Origin of the sequence: Nitratireductor arenosus, assembly GCF_009742725.1 — a bacterium.
GTDB lineage: Bacteria > Pseudomonadota > Alphaproteobacteria > Rhizobiales > Rhizobiaceae > Mangrovimarina > Mangrovimarina arenosa.
The window spans coordinates 710,512-729,247 of record NZ_WPHG01000002.1 but is presented as its reverse complement, the minus strand read 5'-3'; the positions used below and the strand labels follow the sequence as shown (position 1 = coordinate 729,247).

The window sequence follows — 18,736 nt, the reverse complement described above, 5'->3', positions numbered from 1 at the left end:
CGTGTCGTCGGTCGCGGCCATCTCACTTCTCCGCGTCGTAATTGGTCATGACGGTGTAAAACACCCACGACAACAGCAGGATGATCAGGAAGTAGATCAGCGACATCGCCGCCGCCGGGCCGAGGTCGAACTGGCCGATCGCCGTCTTGACCAGGTCGATCGACAAAAACGTCGTCGAATTGCCCGGCCCGCCGCCCGTGACGACGAACGGCTCGGTGTAGATCATGAAGGAATCCATGAAGCGCAGCAGGATGGCGATGGTCAAAACCCGCTTCATCTTCGGCAGCTGGATGTAGCGGAATACCGCCCAGCGCGAGGCCCCGTCGATGCGCGCGGCCTGGTAATAGGCGTCGGGAATGGAGACCAACCCGGCATAACACAACAGCACCACCAGGCTGGTCCAGTGCCAAACATCCATCACGATCACCGTGATCCAGGCGTCGAACGGATCGTTGACGTAATTGTAGTCAATGCCCAGCGCCCAAGTGGCCCGGCCGAGAAGGCCGATATCGATGCGGCCGAAGACCTGCCAGATCGTGCCGACCACGTTCCAGGGAATGAGCAGCGGCAAGGCCATCAACACCAGGCACACCGACACGCCCCAGCCGCGGCGCGGCATGTTGAGCGCGATCAGGATGCCGAGCGGCACCTCGATGGCCAGAATGATCCCCGAAAACACCAGATTGCGGCCCATCGCGGCCCAGAACCGGTCGGACGACAGGATTTCCTCGAACCATTCCGTGCCGGCCCAGAAGAACTGGTTGCCGCCGAACGTGTCCTGGACCGAATAGTTGACCACCGTCATCAGCGGGATCGCGGCAGAAAACGCCACCAGCGCCAGCACCGGCAGCACCAGGAACCAGGCCTTGTTGTTCCAGGGCTTGTTCATGCCGCTTCTCCCTCGGACGCGTTCTCGTAATCGACGCGCCATGACCCGGCATAGATGTTGATGCCTTCGGGCGCGAAGCTGACGCGCGGCTCGGCCGGTATCTCGCCGTCCTCGCCGAGCACCGCCGCCACCGCGTGGCCGTTGACCACGGCGCGAACGATCTTCTGGCGGCCGATATCCTCGACCTTGTGGATCGTCGCCGGCATGCCGCGGTGGCCGATGCGCACGAATTCGGGGCGCACGCCGAGCTCGATCGCCCCGCCCATCGGCGTTTTCGGCGTGCCGGGCAGCTCGATGGTTTCCTCGCCGAAACGCGCCTGGCGCCCGGCCACCGAGACCGGCATGACATTCATGCCCGGCGAACCGATGAAATAGCCGACAAAGGTGTGCCTGGGCCGATTGAAAAGATCGGCCGGCGTGCCGATCTGGACGATCTCGCCCTCATACATCACCACCACGGAATCGGCGAAGGTCAGCGCCTCGGTCTGGTCGTGCGTGACATAGACCATGGTGTGGCCGAAGCGCTTGTGCAGCAGCTTGAGCTGCGAGCGCAGCACCCATTTCATGTGCGGATCGATCACCGTCAGCGGCTCGTCGAACAGGATGGCGTTGACGTCGGAGCGCACCAGGCCGCGTCCGAGCGAGATCTTCTGCTTCTGGTCGGCGGTCATGCCCTGGGCCTTGCGGTCGGCCCAGTCGTTCAGGTCGATCATGTCGAGCGTCTCGCGCACCTTGCGTTCGACCTCGGCCTCGCCGACGCCGCGATTGCGCAGCGGAAAGGCGAGATTGTCGTAAACCGTCATCGTGTCGTAGACGACGGGAAACTGGAACACCTGGGCGATGTTGCGCGCTTCGGTCGGATAGTGCGAGACATCCTCGCCGTCGAACAGAAGCCGGCCCTCGGAGGCGTGCAGCAGCCCGGAGATGATGTTGAGCAAGGTGGTCTTGCCGCAGCCCGACGGGCCTAAGAGCGCGTAGGCGCCGCCATCCTTGAAAACGTGATGCACTTCCTTCAGCGCATAGTCGTCGTCGCGCGCCGGGTGGGCGAGATAGGAGTGGCGGATATGGTCGAGTTCAATCCTGGCCATCGTGCCCTCCCCGCCCCGTCCCTGCGTCGACGCCGGCGACCGTGCGGCCGTGCGCGTCGAAGATCATCAGGTGGCGCGTGTCGATAAACGCCCTGATCTGACTGCCGACCTCGAAATCGTGGATGCCGGGCGCCAGCATCACCCAGCTCTGGCCGGCGAAATCGAGGTGCACGAAGCTTTCCGAGCCGGTGAGTTCGGTCACCGTCACCGTTGCCGTCAGTTCGCCGGCGTCCGGCGACGGGCTTTCCAGCGCAAGATGGTGCGGGCGGAAACCGGCGCGGTAGGCGCCGTCGGCAAGCGCTGCAAACCCGTCTACGGCTTTGAGGCGCACGCCGTGGCCAAGCTCGAAGGCCGCGCCCGCCTTGACGACGTCGATCGTGTTCAGCGGCGGATCGGAAAAGGTCTGCGCGGTGACGAGGTCGACCGGATTGCGGAACACGTCGATCGTGGAGCCGAACTGCGTCACCCGGCCCTGCGACAGCGTGGCCGTGTTGCCGCCCAGAAGCAGCGCCTCGTGCGGCTCGGTGGTGGCGTAGACGAAGATCGCGCCGGATTCGGCAAAAATCTTCGGCAATTCGTCGCGCAGTTCCTCGCGCAGCTTGTAGTCCAGATTGGCGAGCGGCTCGTCAAGCAGCACCAGGCCGGCATTCTTCACGATCGCGCGCGCCAGCGCGGTGCGCTGCTGCTGGCCGCCCGACAGGTTGAGCGGCGTGCGCTCGAGATAGGGCGACAGCCGCAACAATTCGGCCGCGCGGCGCACCTCCTTGTCGATCTGGTCGGCGGCGGCGCCGGCCACCCTGAGCGGCGAGGCGATGTTTTCGTAGACCGTCATCGCCGGATAGTTGATGAATTGCTGGTAGACCATGGCGACGTTGCGCTTTTGCACCGCGACCCCGGTCACGTCGGCGCCGTCGAACCACACGCTGCCGGTGGTCGGCACGTCGAGCCCGGCCATCAGCCGCATCAGCGTCGTCTTGCCGGCAAGCGTGGGGCCGAGCAGCACGTTGAGCGTGCCGCGCTCGACCGCCAGCGACACGTCGCGGATATGCGTGTCGCCGCCGACGATCTTGGACACGTTCCTCAGTTCAAGCATCCGCCCGCTCCAGCCTAGCCCGCGGCCGCGGTATCGGCCCGCCCGCCGGTCTCGCGCATGAACGCCTCCAGGGCCGCCGCCTCCTCGCCCGACAGCCGCAGTCCCCGCTTGGTCCGGCGCCACAGCACGTCCTCCGCGCCGACCGCCCATTCGTTTTCCATCAAATAGCGCACCTCGCACTCGTAAAGGTCCGCCCCGAAACAGCGGCCCAGATCGGCCTGCGTGCGCGCGGTGCCGAGTATGGAGCGCGCGCGCGTGCCGTAAAGACGCACCAGCCGGCGGGCATGCGCTGGTTCCAGAAAGGCGTAATCCGCGCGCAGCCGCTCGACCTCGTCGGCAAAGCCCGCGACCGGAAAATCCCCGCCGGGCAGCGGCGCGTCGGCCGTCCACGGCTCGCCCTTTTTTCCGATCTCAACGCCGATCCTGTCCAGCATCGCCTCGCCGAGCCGCCGATAAGTGGTGATCTTGCCGCCGAAAATATTCACCAGCGGCGCCTGGCCGTCGCCGCCCTCACCCTTGAGCACATAGTCGCGGGTCGCCTCCTGTGCCTTGGAGGCGCCGTCGTCGTAGAGCGGGCGCACGCCCGAATAGGTCCACACGATGTCGGCGCGGCGAACCGGCTCGGCGAAGTATTCGCTGGCCGCCGCGCACAGATAATCGATTTCCTCGTCGCTGATCGCCGCCTTGCCGGGTTCGCCGTCATAATCGCGATCGGTGGTGCCGATCAGCGTGAAATCCTCCTCGTAGGGGATGGCGAAGATGATGCGGCCGTCGCGGTTCTGGAAGAAATAAGCGCGCGGATCGTCGAATTTGCGCGTGATGACGATATGGCTGCCCTGGACGAGCCGCACATTGGCGACGCCGTTCCTGCCGAGCGCGCCGGCCAGGACCTCGTCGACCCAGGGACCGGCCGCGTTGACCAGCATGCGCGCGCGCACCGTCTGCTTGAACCCGCTGTCGCGATCCTGGGTTTCGATGCGCCAGACGTCGCCGTCGCGACCGGCGCGCACGATTTTGGTGCGGGTGCGGATATCGGCGCCGCGATCGGCGGCGTCGCGGGCGTTGAGCACCACGAACCGGGCGTCGTTGACCCAGCAGTCGGAATATTCGAAGGCGCGCGAGAACAGCGGCTTCAGCGGCTTGCCGGCCGCGTCGCGGCGCATGTCGAGCGTTTTGGTGGCCGGCAGCAATTTGCGTCCGCCAATATGGTCGTACAGAAACAGGCCGAGACGCAGCAGCCAGGCCGGCCGCAGGCCCTTGTGATGCGGCAGCACGAAACGCATCGGCCAGATGATGTGCGGCGCCAGGCGCCACAACACCTCGCGCTCCATCAGCGCCTCGCGTACCAGCCTGAATTCGTAGAATTCCAGATAGCGCAGGCCGCCATGGATCAGCTTGGTCGACCATGATGAGGTGCCGCTGGCGAGATCGTTCTGCTCGGCCAGAAACACCGAATAGCCGCGCCCCGCCGCGTCGCGGGCGATGCCGCAGCCATTGATGCCGCCGCCGATGACGGCGATGTCGTAGAGCCGGTCGTCGCTCAAGAAATCCTCCCGGCTTTCGCAATGCAACATAAACGCGAGGCGAAAGCGTTAAAAAGAACTAAATCGAAATAAAAGCGCGTGTCAAACGAAAGTTGCCATCAAAGTGCCGCTAAAGCGCTTCCAGGCGAAGTGGAAACCGGCCCATCGTTCAAAAGCGCGTCAAAACAACAAATTAGAGCCGGTCTGCGAATCCGCGAAAAGCGGAACGGCTCTACCGGCCCGATTCGATCAGCCGCACCTCGGCTTCGGCGCAGATGGCGCGGATCGCCTCGAAGCCGCACTGGTCGGTGATGAAGGTGTCGACCTGCGACAGATGGCCGATGCGCACCGGCGCGGTGCGCTCGAACTTGGTCGAATCGGCGACCAGGATGACGTGGCGCGCATTGGCGATGATGGCTTGCGCGACCTTGACCTCGCGAAAGTCGAAATCCAGCAGCGCGCCGTCCTGGTCGATCGCCGACGCGCCGATCACGGCATAATCGACCTTGAATTGGCGGATGAAATCGACCGCCGCCTCGCCGACAATACCGCCGTCGGCGCCACGGACGACGCCGCCGGCGATCACTACCTCGATCGAAGGATAGACCCGCATCCTGTTGGCAACGTTGATGTTATTGGTGATTACCATCAATCCGTTGTGATCGAGCAGCGCCCGCGACACCGCCTCGGTCGTGGTGCCGATATTGATGAACAGCGAGGCGCTGTCGGGGATCAGGCGGGCGGCCGCCCGGCCGATCGCTGCCTTTTCGTCGGCCGCGATCTTGCGCCGCGCCTCATATTGCATGTTTTCGATGCCCGACGGGTAGAGCGCGCCGCCATGGATGCGGGTGAGATGGCGCTGATCGCATAAATCGTTGAGATCCTTGCGGATCGTCTGCGGCGTGACGCCGAACTCCGTCGCCAGATCCTCCACGGTGACGCGACCGTGCTGCTTGGCCATGTCGATGATGGCAGTGTGGCGCGGCGTCAGATACATGACTCAGGCCTGCTTTCGTTTCTCTTTCGAAGAAGAGAAAGCGAAAATCGGTGGATTGCAAGCGATTTGTTGTCCCGCCCGCGCGCCACGCCTAAACCTGCACCGCCCACTGGCCCCTTCGCCGAGGCCGGCCCCCCTTGGACGACAGCAATTCGGTGACGTGGTTTTTTCGGCCAGGCTGATGAAAACCGTCCGTGCCGAGAGCACGGCACGCTGCTGATGTCGTGTGTCGACCACAATCGACCGGTTTGGTTTTTTCCCGCTGGACGGTGTCGCGCGCCGCTCACGACGCCGCCACCGCGCTCCTGGCCGGATCATCAAGTCCAGGCGGTCAAACGCGCCCGTGTTGAGACGGACGACACCGGATCCTGTCTGCAGGGACGCAAAATCCGGCTTCGGGGGAAGATGCGGCAGGACGGCCGGATCCGACGATCCGCTGCCTCCTTCAACATCGACCCGGAACCATCATATCCCCTCAACGTAAAGCACGCTTTACAAAGGTGCCCTATGAAACGAAGCTTGTTCTTAATGCTGATCGGATTAGCCGCCTATGCCGCCGCGCTGGTCGTCTCAGAAAAACTGTTGACCGGCGGGATCGAAGGCGCGGTTTTCCGCACGGTGGTATCGCTCAGTCCCATGCTTCCCGTGATCTTCATTTGCGGCGTCGTCGTTCGCAGCATCCGCAAATTGGACGAAATGCAACGCAAGTTGCAGTTTGAGGCCCTGGCGCTCGCTTTCGCCGGGACGGCATTGATTACGTTCGGTTACGGTTTCCTCGAAGGCGTTGGACTTCCCAGGCTGTCGATGTTCATCGTGTGGCCGATCATGGCGACATTGTGGGTCATTGGCGTTGTGCTTGGGCGAGTGCGATACGGATGAACAACAGCATCCAGCAACTGCGCCAGCAGCACGGATGGTCGCAGGCCGATCTCGCCAGGCATCTCGGCGTGTCCCGACAAACGGTCAACGCCTTGGAGCGAGGTCGCTATGATCCGAGCCTGCCCCTTGCCTTCAGCATCGCGCGCCTCTTCGGCATGGCGATCGAGGACGTTTTCCAGCCCGTACGGGATTGAGGCCAACGACCTTACCTTTATCAAAATCGCCTGTAACCGGATATTGCTGCCATCGGGGTTTCACGTCCTAATCCACCAGCGACAACGCGCGTTCGCCGGCCGCAAATCGGGTCAGTTCGGCGAGCACACCGGGACCGGCCAGGATGCGCCTGTGGCCGAGGCCAGGCGCCCAGACCAGCCGCACATGCGGCCCCGCGTCGTCATAGGCCCTGGCGTTTTCGGCCGGCACCTCCTTGTCGCAGGGCGCGTGAAGCACGAGGGTTGGAAACCGATGCCGGGCAAGCTGGTCGGCGCCGACATAGTCTTCCAGTGGGCGGCCGGTCAGCCTCTCGACATGATCGAACAGCGCGGTCTGGGCGCGCGGACCGAGGTCGAGCATGCGGCCGAATTCGGCGAAGAAGGACGGCATGGAATTGGGCGCCGAAACCAGCACCAGCCGTTCGGCCACCAGCTTCTCGACGCCACTGACCGAACCGACAAGCGCGTTAACGGCGACCGCGCCGCCGAAGGAATGGCCGATCACGGCCTCGAACGGACCGAACCACGCGCCGGCGGTCGCCGCCGCCTCGACCGCGTTGGCCATGTTGAGGCGTCGCCCCGCCGACTTGCCATGGCCGGGCAGGTCGATCGCGATCACCCGTGCGCCGTCGCGGCGCAAGGCATCGATGATCGCCACCATGTGGTCGCTGCGCGAGCGCCAGCCATGGATGACAAGCACCGTGCGCCGCCTTTCGGTGCCCGGCGGCGGGCGGAAATCGTACGCGGCGACACAGCCCGACCGGGTTGTGAGCCGATGCAGTCGCGCCTCGGCCATGAAGGGCGCCGCCTGATCGAGCGCCCGCCTTTCCCTGTCCGAAACCCGTTGCGGATGCGGGGTACGGCAGAAAAGCTCGAAGGCGGCGCGACCGGCGAGCCGGGGCGCGATATGGTCGGCGATGCGGAACGCGGAACGGATGACAGTCAACGGAAATGATGCCATGGTGGGCCACCGTGAATTAGTTCAACCGTGAACATTATTAGTTCAAGAATGAACAAAAAACAAGACCTGCCGTGGGACAATCCGCGCTTTCGCAACTGGATCGCCGTAGTGCGCGCCGAAAAGGCGGTGGTACGCGCGTTGTCGAAGGCGCTGGCGCCGCTCGACCTGAAGCTCGCGCAGCTCGACATGCTGATGAATCTCTACCGCCACCCGGGCCAGTCGCAGCACGATCTGGCGCGCCGGCTGCTGGTGGGACGCTCCAACATCACCATGTTGCTGCCGCAGCTCGAATCGCAAGGCCTGGTGCGGCGCGAGAGCGATTCGTCCGACAAGCGCGTCATGCGCCTTTATCTGACGCCGGCGGGCGAACAGCGGCTGATGAAGGCACTCGCCGTCTATACCGAGCTGATCGACACCGTCATGGCGCGATCCTCGCCCAGCGAGTGCGACGCCATGGGCGAGCAGATGCGCCGCATCGTGGACACGCTCGCCGAGGAGTGAAGCCGGGGCCGGCCGTTTCCGACCGCCGCGGCTTCACTCTCGGCCGGCCGCCGGCGCGTTCGCCGACAGATAATCGCGCGGCGAGGTGCCCAGCATGCGCTTGAACATGGTGGTGAAAGCGGCCACGCTCTCATAACCGAGATCGAGCGCGACGGAGGTCACCGCCTCGCCTTCCGACAGGCGCGGCAGTGCGGCGAACAGGCTGGCCTGCTGACGCCAGACGGACAGGCTAAGCCCGGTTTCGCGCTGAAACCGCCGGGTGAATGTGCGCCGGCTCATGCCGGTCTCGCGCGCCCAGCCGTCGATGGTCACCGCCGGCGTCGGCGCGTCAAGATAACGGCGACACAGCGCGACAAACCGCGGATCGCTCGGAAACGGCAGGCCGAGCGGCAATTCCTCAAGCCGCGGCATCTCGTGCAGGATGAGCCCGAGCAGCAGGGCGTCGCGGCCGTCGACGCTCTTCGTTTCGCCGATCGCGACCGCTTCGGCCATCAAGCTGCGCATCAGGCCGGTCATAGCGACGACCCGCAGCGATGCCGGCGGGCCGGCGATCGCCGCCGGCCGCACATAGGCCGACTGCATGCGCACACCGCCCATCATGTCAACGGCATGGATGGTGCCCGCCGGAATCCATAAAGCCTGGCCGCCCGGCACCATCCAGCGGCCGACATCGGTGGTGGCGAGCACGATGCCGGAGCGCACGTGAAGCAGCTGCGAACGACCATGCCGGTGCGCCGCCACGTGGTGACCGTCCGGATAGGCACTCGCAAGTGCGACCACCGCCCCGCCGGCGCGCTCGATGAAATCCCGCCGGTCGTCGTCGCGCCGGTTCAAGGCATGGGTTTCGTGAATCGCCCTGATCGCGGCATCGCGCATCGTCTGTCACTCAAATCGCTGGCCCACACACGAAACAAATAGACCAAACCAGCAAAGAAGGTCACGGCCAGCCCATCTATAACCGTTCGGCCACGGCGCGCGACCGTGCGCAGAAGGAGCCTGCCTTGACCGACACCTTAGCCGCCCCCGCCCGGCTTGCGCCCGAGCGCACCGTCTACGCGGTCATCCTGGCAGTTAGTTTCTGCCATCTGCTCAACGATGTGATGCAGTCGCTGCTGGCTGCGCTCTATCCGATGCTGAAAGGCGATTACGGCCTCGATTTCTGGCAAATCGGCCTTTTGACGCTTGCCTTCCAAGTCACCGCCTCGCTGCTGCAGCCGCTGGTCGGCATCGTCGCCGACAAGCGGCCGATGCCCTATTCCCTCTCGGCCGGCATGGGTTCGACGATGATCGGGCTGCTGCTTTTGGCAACGGCCGGCACCTATCCGCTGCTGTTGCTCGGCGCAGCCTTTGTCGGTCTGGGATCGGCGATCTTTCATCCCGAATCCTCGCGCGTGGCCCGCCTTGCCTCCGGCGGACGCTACGGCCTCGCCCAGGCCCTGTTCCAGGTCGGCGGCAATTTCGGTACCGCGATCGGTCCGCTTCTGGCCGCCTTCATCGTCGTGCCGCGCGGCCAGGGCTCGGTCGCCTGGTTCTCGGTGGCCGCGATGATCGGCATGGTGATCCTGTGGCGCGTCGGCGGCTGGTATTCGGCCTACCAGAAGCGCGCCGCGTCGCGGCCGTCCGCGCCGATGACGCTCGACCTGTCGCGCCGGCGGGTGATGCTGACATTGGCCGTGCTGATCGTGCTGGTGTTTTCCAAACATGTCTATCTGGCCTCGATCAGCAGCTATTACACGTTCTATGTCATCGAAAAGTTCAACGTATCGGTGCAGGAATCGCAGGTCCTGCTGTTTGTCTTCCTCGGCGCGGCGGCGGCCGGGACGATCCTCGGCGGCCCGATCGGCGACCGCTTCGGCTCCAAGACAGTGATCTGGTTCTCGATCCTGGGCGTGCTGCCGTTCACACTCGCCCTGCCCTATGCCAGCTATGCTTGGACACCGGTGCTGACGATCATGATCGGCCTGATCCTGTCGTCGGCCTTTCCGCAGATCGTGGTGTTCGCGCAGGAATTGCTGCCGGGTCGGGTCGGCATGGTCGCCGGCCTGTTTTTCGGCTTCGCCTTCGGGCTCGGCGGCCTTGGCGCGGCGGTGCTGGGCATCGTCGCCGACGTCAAGGGGATCGGCTATGTCTACACGGTGTGTTCCTTCCTGCCGCTGCTCGGCCTGTTGACGATCTTCCTGCCCAATCTGAAAAACGCGCGTCGTTAGAGCCGGGCCCAGGAGCAGGATCGCGAAAAGCGGAGCCGGCCTCCACTTTTCAGGGTCACGACCCAGAGCCGTTCCTCTTAAATGGGGACGGCTCTAACCGGCGATCGCGGCCCTGACCGCGGCGATCGCCTCATGTGCTTTTGAAGCGTCCGGGCCGCCGGCCTGAGCCATATCCGGCCGCCCGCCGCCGCCCTTGCCGCCGAGCGCGGCCGAGGCGATCCGCACCAGATCGACGGCGCTGAAGCGCTCCGTCTGGTCCTCGGTGACGCCGACCACCACGCTCGCCTTGCCGTCTTCGCCCGTGCCGACGAAAACCACCACGCCCGATCCCAGCGAGGTCTTGCCCTCGTCGGCCAGCGGTTTGAGTTCCTTCGGCGAAACACCCTCAACGACGCGGCCGATGAAGCCGGTGCCGGCGATGCTCTCGCTTTCGGCCTGAGCCTGTTCGCCTCCGCCGAGTGCGAGTTTTTTTCGGGCTTCGGCGAGCTCGCGTTCGAGCCGACGACGCTCCTCGATCAAGGTTTCCACACGACCTTCGGCATCGGCCGGCGCGACCTTCAGCGCCGCCGCGATCGACTTCAGTCGGCGCTCCTGCGTGTCGAGATGGCGCCTGGCCGCCTCGCCGGTCAGCGCCTCGACGCGGCGCACGCCAGACGCGACCGCGCCTTCCGACACGACACGCACCAACCCGATATCGCCGGTCGCCGCGACATGGGTGCCGCCGCACAGCTCCACCGAATAGGTTTTGCCCGCCTTGTCGCCGTGGAGCGCGGTGCCCATCGACACCACGCGGACCTCGTCGCCGTATTTTTCGCCGAACAGCGCCATCGCGCCTTCCGCGATGGCGTCGTCGACCGCCATCAGCCGGGTGGTCACCGGCGCATTCTGTACGACGATTTCGTTGGCTATGCGCTCGACGCGCTCGATCTCGTCGGCCGAAATCGGCTTGGGGTGCGAAAAGTCGAAACGTAGCCGCTCCGGCGCGACCAGCGAGCCCTTCTGGGCCACATGCGTGCCCAGCACCTCGCGCAGCGCCTCGTGAACGAGGTGGGTGGCGGAGTGATTGGCCCTGAGCCGCGCGCGGCGCGCATGGTCGACCTCAAGATGCACGACCGCGCCCGGCGCGACGGTGCCACGCTCGACGCGGCCGAAGTGCACGATCAGCCCGTCGACTTTCTTTTGCGTGTCGGTGACCACGATCTCGAACCCCTCGCCGGCGATGCGGCCGGTGTCGCCGACCTGGCCGCCGGATTCGCCGTAAAACGGCGTCTGGTTGACGACCACGGCAACCGCCTCGCCGTCCGCGGCCGCATCGACCCTGGCGCCGTCGCGCACCAGCGCCCGGACCACACCCTCGGCGCCCTCATTGGCGTAACCCAGAAACTCGCTCGCCCCGACCTCCTCCTTGATCTGGAACCAGACCGTTTCGGTCGCCGCCTCGCCGGACCCGGACCAGGAGGCGCGCGCTTCCGCTTTCTGGCGCTCCATGGCCGCATTGAAACCGTCGAGATCGACCGAAATACCGCGCTGGCGCAACGCATCCTGGGTCAGGTCGATCGGAAAACCATAGGTGTCGTAGAGCTTGAACGCGGTTTCGCCGTCAAGCCGGTCGCCGTCGCCGAAACTGTCGGTGGCGTCCGAAAGCAATGTCAGGCCGCGCGCCAGCGTCTTGCGGAAGCGGGTTTCCTCCAGCCTGAGCGTTTCGGTGATCAGCGCCTCGCCGCGCACCAGCTCGGGATAGGCCTGGCCCATCTCGCGGGTGAGCGCCGGCACCAGCTGCCACATCAGCGGATCGGCGGCACCAAGAAGTTGGGCATGGCGCATGGCGCGGCGCATGATGCGGCGCAACACGTAGCCGCGGCCCTCGTTCGACGGCAACACGCCATCGGCAATCAAGAAGCTCGACGCCCGCAGATGATCGGCAATGACGCGATGGCTCGCCCGGGCCTTGCCCTCGGCGGCAACCCCGGTCGCCTCGACGGCCGCCGCGATCAGCGCCTTGAACAGGTCGATGTCGTAATTGTCGTGCTCGCCCTGCAAGACGGCCGCGACCCGCTCCAGCCCCATGCCGGTGTCGATTGACGGACGCGGCAGGTCGACGCGCTCGTCCCGGGTCAGCTGCTCGAACTGCATGAAGACCAGGTTCCAGATCTCGATGAAGCGGTCGCCGTCCTCGTCGGGGCTGCCGGGCGGGCCACCGGGGATGGCCTCACCATGGTCGAAAAAAATCTCCGAACACGGGCCGCACGGCCCAGTATCGCCCATCGCCCAGAAATTGTCGTGGGTGGGAATGCGGATGATGCGTTCGTCCGGCAGTCCGGCAATCTTCTTCCACAAATCGAAGGCCTGGTCGTCGGTATGATAGACGGTGACCAGGAGCCGGTCCTTGGCAAGGCCGAACTCCTTGGTGATCAGCGTCCAGGCGAGTTCGATGGCGACGTCCTTAAAATAGTCGCCGAACGAGAAATTGCCGAGCATCTCGAAAAACGTGTGATGGCGTGCGGTGTAGCCGACATTGTCGAGATCATTGTGCTTGCCGCCTGCGCGCACGCATTTCTGCGCCGTCACGGCGCGGTTATATGGGCGCTGCTCGAGGCCGGTAAAGACGTTCTTGAACTGCACCATACCGGCATTGGTGAACATCAGCGTCGGGTCGTTGCGCGGCACCAGCGGCCCGGACGCCACCACCTCGTGGCCGTTCTTTTTGAAGAAGTCGAGAAAAGCCGACCGAATCGCGTTGACGCCGCTCATGGATGTGCCTTCTTGAAAACCGCCGGAAAAACCCGGAAATTGCGAACCGGCTTCTTATCGCCCGCCCGGATGGCTGTCCAGAAACCGTTTTAAAGCCAGGTCGCAGCCCGCGCCCGCCCGGCCGCGAACATCTCCGCGGCAACGCACTGCGCGTCGGCAACAAGGCGCGCTCCCGCCGCCCGCCCGGCCGCAAAATCCATGCACGACAAAAGGCCGCCCGGCATCGACCGCGGCGGCCTTTTCGTCAGGCGCTTTGGGAGAAGAATTTACATCTCCGCGACGTCGTCGCCATCTTCCTCCGGACCGCCCTCGTCTAGGAACTTCTCCGCGATCAGACCCGCATTCTGGCGCAGCGCCAGTTCGATCTCGTCGGCCATCTCCGGATTGTCGCGCAAGAACTGCTTGGCGTTTTCGCGGCCCTGGCCGAGCCGCTGCGAATTGTAGGAAAACCAGGCACCGGATTTTTCCACGATGCCCGCCTTCACCCCGAGATCGACCAGTTCGCCGGTCTTCGACACGCCCTCGCCATACATGATGTCGAACTCGACCTGCTTGAAGGGCGGCGCGAGCTTGTTTTTCACCACCTTGACCCGGGTCTGGTTGCCGGTGACTTCGTCGCGATCCTTGACCGCGCCGATGCGGCGAATGTCGAGTCGGACCGAGGCGTAGAATTTCAACGCATTGCCGCCGGTGGTGGTTTCGGGCGAGCCGAACATGACGCCGATCTTCATGCGGATCTGATTGATGAAGACGACCATGGTGTTGGAGCGCGAGATCGAGGCGGTCAGCTTGCGCAGCGCCTGGCTCATCAGCCGCGCCTGCAGACCCGGCAGAGAATCGCCCATCTCGCCCTCGATCTCGGCGCGCGGCGTCAGGGCGGCGACAGAATCGATCACCAGCACGTCGATCGCGCCGGAACGCACCAGCGTGTCGCAGATCTCCAGCGCCTGCTCGCCCGTGTCGGGCTGCGAGATCAGAAGGTTTTCCAGGTCGACGCCGAGCTTGCGGGCATAGACCGGATCGAGCGCGTGCTCGGCGTCGACGAAGGCGCAGATGCCGCCCTTGCGCTGCGCCTCGGCCACCGTGTGTAGCGCCAGCGTCGTCTTGCCCGAGCTTTCCGGCCCGTAAATCTCGATGATGCGGCCCTTGGGCAGCCCACCCACGCCGAGCGCGATATCGAGCCCGAGCGAGCCGGTCGACACAGTCTCGATCTCGACCACCTGCTCGTTGCGGCCAAGCCGCATGATCGAGCCCTTGCCGAACGCACGCTCGATCTGCGAAAGCGCCGCATCCAGAGCCTTGGTTTTATCCACCGAATTGTCCTCAACCAACCGCAATGAGTTCTGAGCCATGATACATTACCCTTCGATCGTCAATGAAGCCCGGTCGCTTCTAATTCCTTGCCGATTTGTACCTGTTTTGTTCCATTTATGCAAGTCTACAAATTTTTCTTAAAATCAATGATTTGACTATAATGTTCGATTTTTGTTCCGATTTCCACTCTTCCGGATGTATCCCCTTGAAGCATGTAAGTTAGAAGGTTGGCTTCTCCGAATCGTTGTGTTTGCTTGTCTGGTATTCGCGAACATACAGATCGCCCACGCGCACTTTCGTAGTTTCGGGCGGCTGGGCGAAATCCGGGTGACTACTCAGTTCGGTTCTAATTGCCCCTCGATTTTCAAAGACATCAAGCCATTCGAGATTACAGGATATAATGACATCTGTGCGGTCAGACCTGATCTGCCCGACAAGGTTTTCGCTAAGTTGATTGTGCAGCCAGTGAAAATGGAAACGAGAGCTCGCCCCGGCTTGTATCCTTCGCTTGCGTGCCTCAATAGCTGGGTGGCGGTTGACGCTTGCGATACCCTTTCTGAGATCGCCCAATCCGGTATCCACGAAAGAACCGCCGGACCATTTGGTCCTCGCCGACAGGCTTATGTAGATTGCGGGCCAATTAGCGGGCGTCTACCCATGGTTCTTGACGTTGACCCATCCGTGAAAGGATTGTTCGGTCAATGTGAACTCACCACCCTCAATGGCAAGATAGGCGGCGACTTGCGCTTGGCCGATGCGACGTGCGTCTTTGACCCCCTGCATCGCAGCGTTTGCCGCCTGCACGGCGGATTTGTTGGCGTAAATCATCAGTACCAACGTGCCGGCGACAAGGATCGCGCCGACCCAAGTCGCAACAGTTTGCCACCAAGCGTAGTTGGCCATCAGCTCCGTGGCCGAGTTCATACCCTGTTGGGCGATAAGGTCATCTTCCTCGCGTTTCCGGCTTTCGGCTTCGCGGCGCTGGCGGGTATCGGCCTCGGCTTGATCCTCGACAATTTCAACACGGAATGGCGCATAAAGATTATCGGCTGGTGCCTGTTCGGCGTCTTCCTGCCTTTGGGAGGAATCGCTCTGTTCTTGGGCCTGCCCTGATGCGCAAAGGCAGAGCCCAATGGCAAAAGCCGCGATTAGAGATCGAATTGCCATCTACACCGCACAGAAACCCACCAAATCGCCTCTTTATCCGCTACAATGCAGAGTTCTGCAACTTGAGATAGGCTATGGATCAACCGGACGGGAATGACCGCTTCAACACCCTCCTAAAGGCGATGCTTACGCGTCCGCCTTTGGAGCCGGACGCGGGAAAGACTGCAAAAGCAGGTCGAGCATCAGATGCGGGTGCTTCCGAAGGTTCTGGCGGTACTCGAACTCCCAAAGATAGGTCTGGAGCCACTTCTTCGACACCGAAACGTAAGTCCCCTCGATAGACCGTTTCACGTTCGCCCAGAACGCTTCGATGGTGTTGGTGTGGACCTGACCCGAGACATACTGGCCTTCGGAGTGATTGACGGTACCGTGGCGATAGCCGTACTCGCCAAGGTTCCTGAACGCCTTGGCCTCGTCGGTCGCGATGCGCGAACCTTGCCGGACCCATTTCGCGATGGCGGGGAGCACGTCCTTTTCACGGCGTGAGGGAATGACGCGTGTGACCGTTTCGCCGCCGCGCTCGGTGATGCCGATCACGATGGCTTTGTCGTCGTGGCCGCGTTTGTCCTTGCCGCCGATAAACGCCTTGTCGGCCTCGACGATGCCGCCGCCCTTGCCGCCAAGCGAATTATCGCCATCGACATAGCCCATGTACTGGCGGATCAGGTTGCACATGCGCCAAGCGGTCTTGTACGTCACGCCGATGGTGCGCTGGACTTCCTTGGCGGACACCCCGTTTCGGGAAGTCGTGAACATGAACATGACGTGGAACCAGTCCCGCAGGGATGTGCGGGTGTTCTCGAACGGCGTCCCGGCGGTCGGATAGACCTGATAGCCGCAGAAATCGCATTCGTAGCAGCGGCGCGACTTCACGCGGTGGAAGTTGGCGAGCCTGCCGCACTTGGCGCATTCGTGGCGCTTTCCGTAGCGGGTAGCCATCAGATGATCGAGGCACGAATCATCGTCGGGGAACTGTGCGAGGAAATCTTTGAGTGTCGGGGCTTTGGGCTTCTTGCTCATTCTCCGAATATAGGGATTCGCTCTACATGTTTCAAGGGGATACATCCGCACTCTTCCGGATGTATCCCCTCGCCCGCCGTGTCCCGCCCCCGCCAAGGGTGCGGCTCGGCCGATTCGGCCGGGCCCGTTGCCAGCGCGAAACCCGGCCGGTAAGGTCGCCGCGCCGGCCGCGCGCCGGCCCGCCTTGTCCTCGCAGTCCGGCACCCCGATGCCTTCACCGCCTTGCACCATCCTCGCCATCGGCGGCGCCCATATCGACCGGCGCGGCCGGGTCGCCGGCCCGTTCGTGCCCGGCGCCTCCAACCCCGGCGCAATGCGCGAGGAGGTCGGCGGCGGCGTCTTCAACGCCGCGCGCGTTATCGCCGGGCGCGGGGGCCGCGTCGCGCTGGTGTCGGCACGTGGCGGCGACGCGGCCGGCGAGGCCGTGGCGGGCGCGATCGCAGCGGCCCGCATCGAGGATCTGTCGGCGGTCTACCTCGACCGCACCACGGCGAGCTACACCGCCATCCTCGACGCCGACGGCGACGTGGTCGCCGCCCTTGCCGACATGGCGCTTTACGACGCCGCCTTCGACAGGCTGGTGCGCCGCGCCAAGCCGCGCGCGGCGATCGCGTCAGCTGACGCGGTTTTATGCGATGCCAATCTTTCCGCCGCCGCCCTCGAACGGCTGGCCGGCCTCGCCGCCGGCACCCCGCTTTACGCGATCGCGATTTCACCGGCCAAGGTCGGCCGCCTGGCCCCGCTCGCCGACCGGCTCGCCTGCCTGTTCATGAACCGGCGCGAGGCGGCGGCGCTGACGGCGACGGACGCGGGCGCGGCGCCGCACACTCTGGTCGAAGCGTTGCGCGCGGCGGGCCTCGCCAGCGCGGTGGTGACGGCCGGCGGCGGCGAACTTATCGCCTTCGACGACGAGGCGCTTTATCTTCTGACACCGCCGCCGCCGCGAAAGATCAGCGACGTCACCGGTGCCGGCGACGCGCTCGCCGGCACAATGGTCGAGAGCCTGACGGTAAAAATCCCGTTTTCCGAGGCACTGCGCCGGGGGATTGCCGCGGCCGTGCTGTGCATCGAAAGCCCCGCCGCGATCGCCGATTACAACGCGCTTGCTTTCGCACGGACGCTGACGCGGGTGCCGCAGGCCGTTCCTCTCCCGCTCCCGCAAGACAAAATGGTTTGCCCATGATCCCGCACAGAGCCCAGGCCTTCATCGACATCGCCGCCCCGGTGGCGCGCGCGCTCGCCGACAAAAAACCGGTGGTCGCGCTCGAAAGCACCATCATCACCCACGGCATGCCCTATCCGCAGAACGCCGAGATGGCGGCCAATGTCGAAACCATCGTCGCAGCCGAAGGCGCCGTGCCGGCCACGATCGCCGTCATCGACGGGCGTCTCAAGATAGGCCTGTCGGACGAGGAACGCACCGCGCTCGCCAAGACCGGAGCCGCGATGAAACTGTCGCGCGCCGATCTCGCCTTTGCGGTGAGCCAGCGACGGACCGGCGGCACCACGGTCGCCGCCACCATGATCGGCGCGGCACTCGCCGGCATCGAGGTGTTCGCCACCGGCGGCATCGGCGGCGTGCACAAGGGGGCGGAGACCAGTTTCGACATCTCCGCCGATCTCGACGAACTCGCCCGCACGCCGGTCATCGTGGTATCGGCCGGCGCCAAGGCGATTCTCGACATCGACAAGACGCTCGAGGTGCTGGAAAGCCGCGGCGTGCCGGTGGTCGCCTATGGCAGCGACACAATGCCGGCCTTCTGGTCGCGCCGCTCGCCGCATGCCGCACCGCTGCGGCTCGACACACCGGAGGCGATCGCCGGATTTTTCGAGACCCGTGGCGCGCTCGGGCTCGGCGGCGGCATGCTGGTCGCCAATCCGGTTCCCACCGAACACGAGATCCCGGCCGACGAGATGGCCGGTTTCATCGCCGCCGCGCAGGCCGACGCCGAAGCCGAGGCGGTTTCGGGCAAGGCCGTCACCCCGTTCCTGCTCGCCCGCATCCTGGAGTTGACCGGCGGACGCAGCCTTGCCACCAATATCGCGCTGGTGGAAAACAATGCACGGCTGGCCGCGCGTATCGCCGCAGCGCGCGGCTCCTGATCGCCGATACAGGCGCCGGCTGCGCCGACGC

The 18,736-nt window shown here is 64.4% G+C and carries 18 protein-coding genes; 6 read left to right on the top strand and 12 right to left on the bottom strand.

What is annotated here, in order from left to right; genetic code table 11:
• Window positions 1–22: 22 nt before the first annotated feature.
• From GN330_RS10445 to GN330_RS10425, 5 genes are all read right to left on the bottom strand, one after another.
• Window positions 23–889, bottom strand: coding sequence for a carbohydrate ABC transporter permease (locus tag GN330_RS10445; protein ID WP_156712600.1), 867 nt, complete (start codon window positions 887–889; stop codon window positions 23–25).
• Complete coding sequence (locus tag GN330_RS10440; protein WP_156712599.1) at window positions 886–1,977, bottom strand: ABC transporter ATP-binding protein; 1,092 nt, start codon at window positions 1,975–1,977, stop codon at window positions 886–888. The genes GN330_RS10445 and GN330_RS10440 overlap by 4 nt, the downstream gene beginning before the upstream one ends.
• On the bottom strand, window positions 1,964–3,070 hold the full coding sequence (locus GN330_RS10435; protein WP_156712598.1) for an ABC transporter ATP-binding protein: 1,107 nt from the start codon (window positions 3,068–3,070) through the stop codon (window positions 1,964–1,966). The genes GN330_RS10440 and GN330_RS10435 overlap by 14 nt, the downstream gene beginning before the upstream one ends.
• Window positions 3,071–3,084: 14 nt before the next feature.
• Window positions 3,085–4,614 (bottom strand): glycerol-3-phosphate dehydrogenase, encoded by a 1,530-nt coding sequence (gene glpD / locus GN330_RS10430; protein WP_246188607.1) that lies wholly within the window; start codon window positions 4,612–4,614, stop codon window positions 3,085–3,087.
• Window positions 4,615–4,825: 211 nt separating this feature from the next.
• On the bottom strand, window positions 4,826–5,590 hold the full coding sequence (locus GN330_RS10425) for a DeoR/GlpR family DNA-binding transcription regulator (protein ID WP_156712596.1): 765 nt from the start codon (window positions 5,588–5,590) through the stop codon (window positions 4,826–4,828).
• A gap of 507 nt (window positions 5,591–6,097) precedes the next feature.
• Here GN330_RS10425 and GN330_RS10420 point away from each other — a divergent pair.
• Together GN330_RS10420 and GN330_RS10415 are read left to right on the top strand one after the other, a co-directional pair.
• Window positions 6,098–6,469 carry a hypothetical protein gene (locus tag GN330_RS10420; protein ID WP_156712595.1) on the top strand — a complete coding sequence of 124 codons (372 nt, stop codon included), beginning with the start codon at window positions 6,098–6,100 and terminating at the stop codon, window positions 6,467–6,469.
• Complete coding sequence (locus GN330_RS10415; RefSeq protein WP_156712594.1) at window positions 6,466–6,663, top strand: helix-turn-helix transcriptional regulator; 198 nt, start codon at window positions 6,466–6,468, stop codon at window positions 6,661–6,663. Before GN330_RS10420 ends, GN330_RS10415 begins: the two co-directional genes overlap by 4 nt.
• 67 nt (window positions 6,664–6,730) lie before the next feature.
• Here the strand turns inward: GN330_RS10415 and GN330_RS10410 are convergent, their stop codons facing one another.
• Complete coding sequence (locus GN330_RS10410; RefSeq protein ID WP_156712593.1) at window positions 6,731–7,642, bottom strand: alpha/beta hydrolase; 912 nt, start codon at window positions 7,640–7,642, stop codon at window positions 6,731–6,733.
• Window positions 7,643–7,690: 48 nt separating this feature from the next.
• Here GN330_RS10410 and GN330_RS10405 point away from each other — a divergent pair, with 48 nt between their 5' ends.
• The gene (locus GN330_RS10405) at window positions 7,691–8,143 is read left to right on the top strand and encodes a MarR family winged helix-turn-helix transcriptional regulator (protein WP_156712592.1); all 453 of its coding nucleotides are present in this window, start codon (window positions 7,691–7,693) and stop codon (window positions 8,141–8,143) included.
• 33 nt (window positions 8,144–8,176) lie between these two features.
• Here the strand turns inward: GN330_RS10405 and GN330_RS10400 are convergent, their stop codons facing one another.
• Window positions 8,177–9,019 carry an AraC family transcriptional regulator gene (locus tag GN330_RS10400; RefSeq protein ID WP_156712591.1) on the bottom strand — a complete coding sequence of 281 codons (843 nt, stop codon included), beginning with the start codon at window positions 9,017–9,019 and terminating at the stop codon, window positions 8,177–8,179.
• Between the two features lie 125 nt (window positions 9,020–9,144).
• On the opposite strand from GN330_RS10400, the gene GN330_RS10395 reads away from it, so the two are divergent.
• Window positions 9,145–10,350 (top strand): MFS transporter, encoded by a 1,206-nt coding sequence (locus GN330_RS10395; RefSeq protein WP_156712590.1) that lies wholly within the window; start codon window positions 9,145–9,147, stop codon window positions 10,348–10,350.
• 93 nt (window positions 10,351–10,443) lie between these two features.
• On the opposite strand, the gene alaS is transcribed toward GN330_RS10395, so the two are convergent.
• The 5 genes from alaS to GN330_RS10370 all read right to left on the bottom strand — a co-directional run bounded on the left by alaS (window position 10,444) and on the right by GN330_RS10370 (window position 16,602).
• Entirely contained in the window at window positions 10,444–13,101 is a 2,658-nt protein-coding gene (gene alaS / locus GN330_RS10390) for an alanine--tRNA ligase (protein ID WP_156712589.1), read from the bottom strand.
• Window positions 13,102–13,367: 266 nt separating this feature from the next.
• Window positions 13,368–14,453 (bottom strand): recombinase RecA, encoded by a 1,086-nt coding sequence (gene recA, locus GN330_RS10385; RefSeq protein WP_156712588.1) that lies wholly within the window; start codon window positions 14,451–14,453, stop codon window positions 13,368–13,370.
• A 181-nt stretch (window positions 14,454–14,634) separates the two neighbouring features.
• On the bottom strand, window positions 14,635–14,985 hold the full coding sequence (locus tag GN330_RS10380; RefSeq protein WP_156712587.1) for a hypothetical protein: 351 nt from the start codon (window positions 14,983–14,985) through the stop codon (window positions 14,635–14,637).
• An 81-nt stretch (window positions 14,986–15,066) separates the two neighbouring features.
• Window positions 15,067–15,582 carry a hypothetical protein gene (locus tag GN330_RS10375; protein ID WP_156712586.1) on the bottom strand — a complete coding sequence of 172 codons (516 nt, stop codon included), beginning with the start codon at window positions 15,580–15,582 and terminating at the stop codon, window positions 15,067–15,069.
• Between the two features lie 126 nt (window positions 15,583–15,708).
• Window positions 15,709–16,602 (bottom strand): IS1595 family transposase, encoded by an 894-nt coding sequence (locus GN330_RS10370; protein WP_156712585.1) that lies wholly within the window; start codon window positions 16,600–16,602, stop codon window positions 15,709–15,711.
• A 208-nt stretch (window positions 16,603–16,810) separates the two neighbouring features.
• Here GN330_RS10370 and GN330_RS10365 point away from each other — a divergent pair, with 208 nt between their 5' ends.
• Both GN330_RS10365 and GN330_RS10360 read left to right on the top strand, forming a co-directional pair.
• On the top strand, window positions 16,811–17,785 hold the full coding sequence (locus GN330_RS10365) for a carbohydrate kinase family protein (protein ID WP_156712584.1): 975 nt from the start codon (window positions 16,811–16,813) through the stop codon (window positions 17,783–17,785).
• Window positions 17,782–18,705, top strand: a complete 924-nt coding sequence (locus GN330_RS10360) for a pseudouridine-5'-phosphate glycosidase (RefSeq protein WP_156712583.1) — start codon at window positions 17,782–17,784, stop codon at window positions 18,703–18,705. Before GN330_RS10365 ends, GN330_RS10360 begins: the two co-directional genes overlap by 4 nt.
• Window positions 18,706–18,736: the final 31 nt, after the last annotated feature.

Bases quoted from the DNA above. Each gene is read 5' to 3' on its own strand.
- GN330_RS10370 (WP_156712585.1), bottom strand. From the start codon at position 16,602: ATGAGCAAGAAGCCCAAAGCCCCGACACTCAAAGATTTCCTCGCACAG.
- GN330_RS10445 (WP_156712600.1), bottom strand. From the start codon at position 889: ATGAACAAGCCCTGGAACAACAAGGCCTGGTTCCTGGTGCTGCCGGTG.
- GN330_RS10440 (WP_156712599.1), bottom strand. From the start codon at position 1,977: ATGGCCAGGATTGAACTCGACCATATCCGCCACTCCTATCTCGCCCAC.
- GN330_RS10375 (WP_156712586.1), bottom strand. From the start codon at position 15,582: ATGGCAATTCGATCTCTAATCGCGGCTTTTGCCATTGGGCTCTGCCTT.
- GN330_RS10415 (WP_156712594.1), top strand. From the start codon at position 6,466: ATGAACAACAGCATCCAGCAACTGCGCCAGCAGCACGGATGGTCGCAG.
- GN330_RS10365 (WP_156712584.1), top strand. From the start codon at position 16,811: ATGCCTTCACCGCCTTGCACCATCCTCGCCATCGGCGGCGCCCATATC.
- GN330_RS10400 (WP_156712591.1), bottom strand. From the start codon at position 9,019: ATGCGCGATGCCGCGATCAGGGCGATTCACGAAACCCATGCCTTGAAC.
- GN330_RS10405 (WP_156712592.1), top strand. From the start codon at position 7,691: ATGAACAAAAAACAAGACCTGCCGTGGGACAATCCGCGCTTTCGCAAC.
- GN330_RS10360 (WP_156712583.1), top strand. From the start codon at position 17,782: ATGATCCCGCACAGAGCCCAGGCCTTCATCGACATCGCCGCCCCGGTG.
- recA (WP_156712588.1), bottom strand. From the start codon at position 14,453: ATGGCTCAGAACTCATTGCGGTTGGTTGAGGACAATTCGGTGGATAAA.
- GN330_RS10420 (WP_156712595.1), top strand. From the start codon at position 6,098: ATGAAACGAAGCTTGTTCTTAATGCTGATCGGATTAGCCGCCTATGCC.
- GN330_RS10410 (WP_156712593.1), bottom strand. From the start codon at position 7,642: ATGGCATCATTTCCGTTGACTGTCATCCGTTCCGCGTTCCGCATCGCC.
- alaS (WP_156712589.1), bottom strand. From the start codon at position 13,101: ATGAGCGGCGTCAACGCGATTCGGTCGGCTTTTCTCGACTTCTTCAAA.
- GN330_RS10435 (WP_156712598.1), bottom strand. From the start codon at position 3,070: ATGCTTGAACTGAGGAACGTGTCCAAGATCGTCGGCGGCGACACGCAT.
- GN330_RS10425 (WP_156712596.1), bottom strand. From the start codon at position 5,590: ATGTATCTGACGCCGCGCCACACTGCCATCATCGACATGGCCAAGCAG.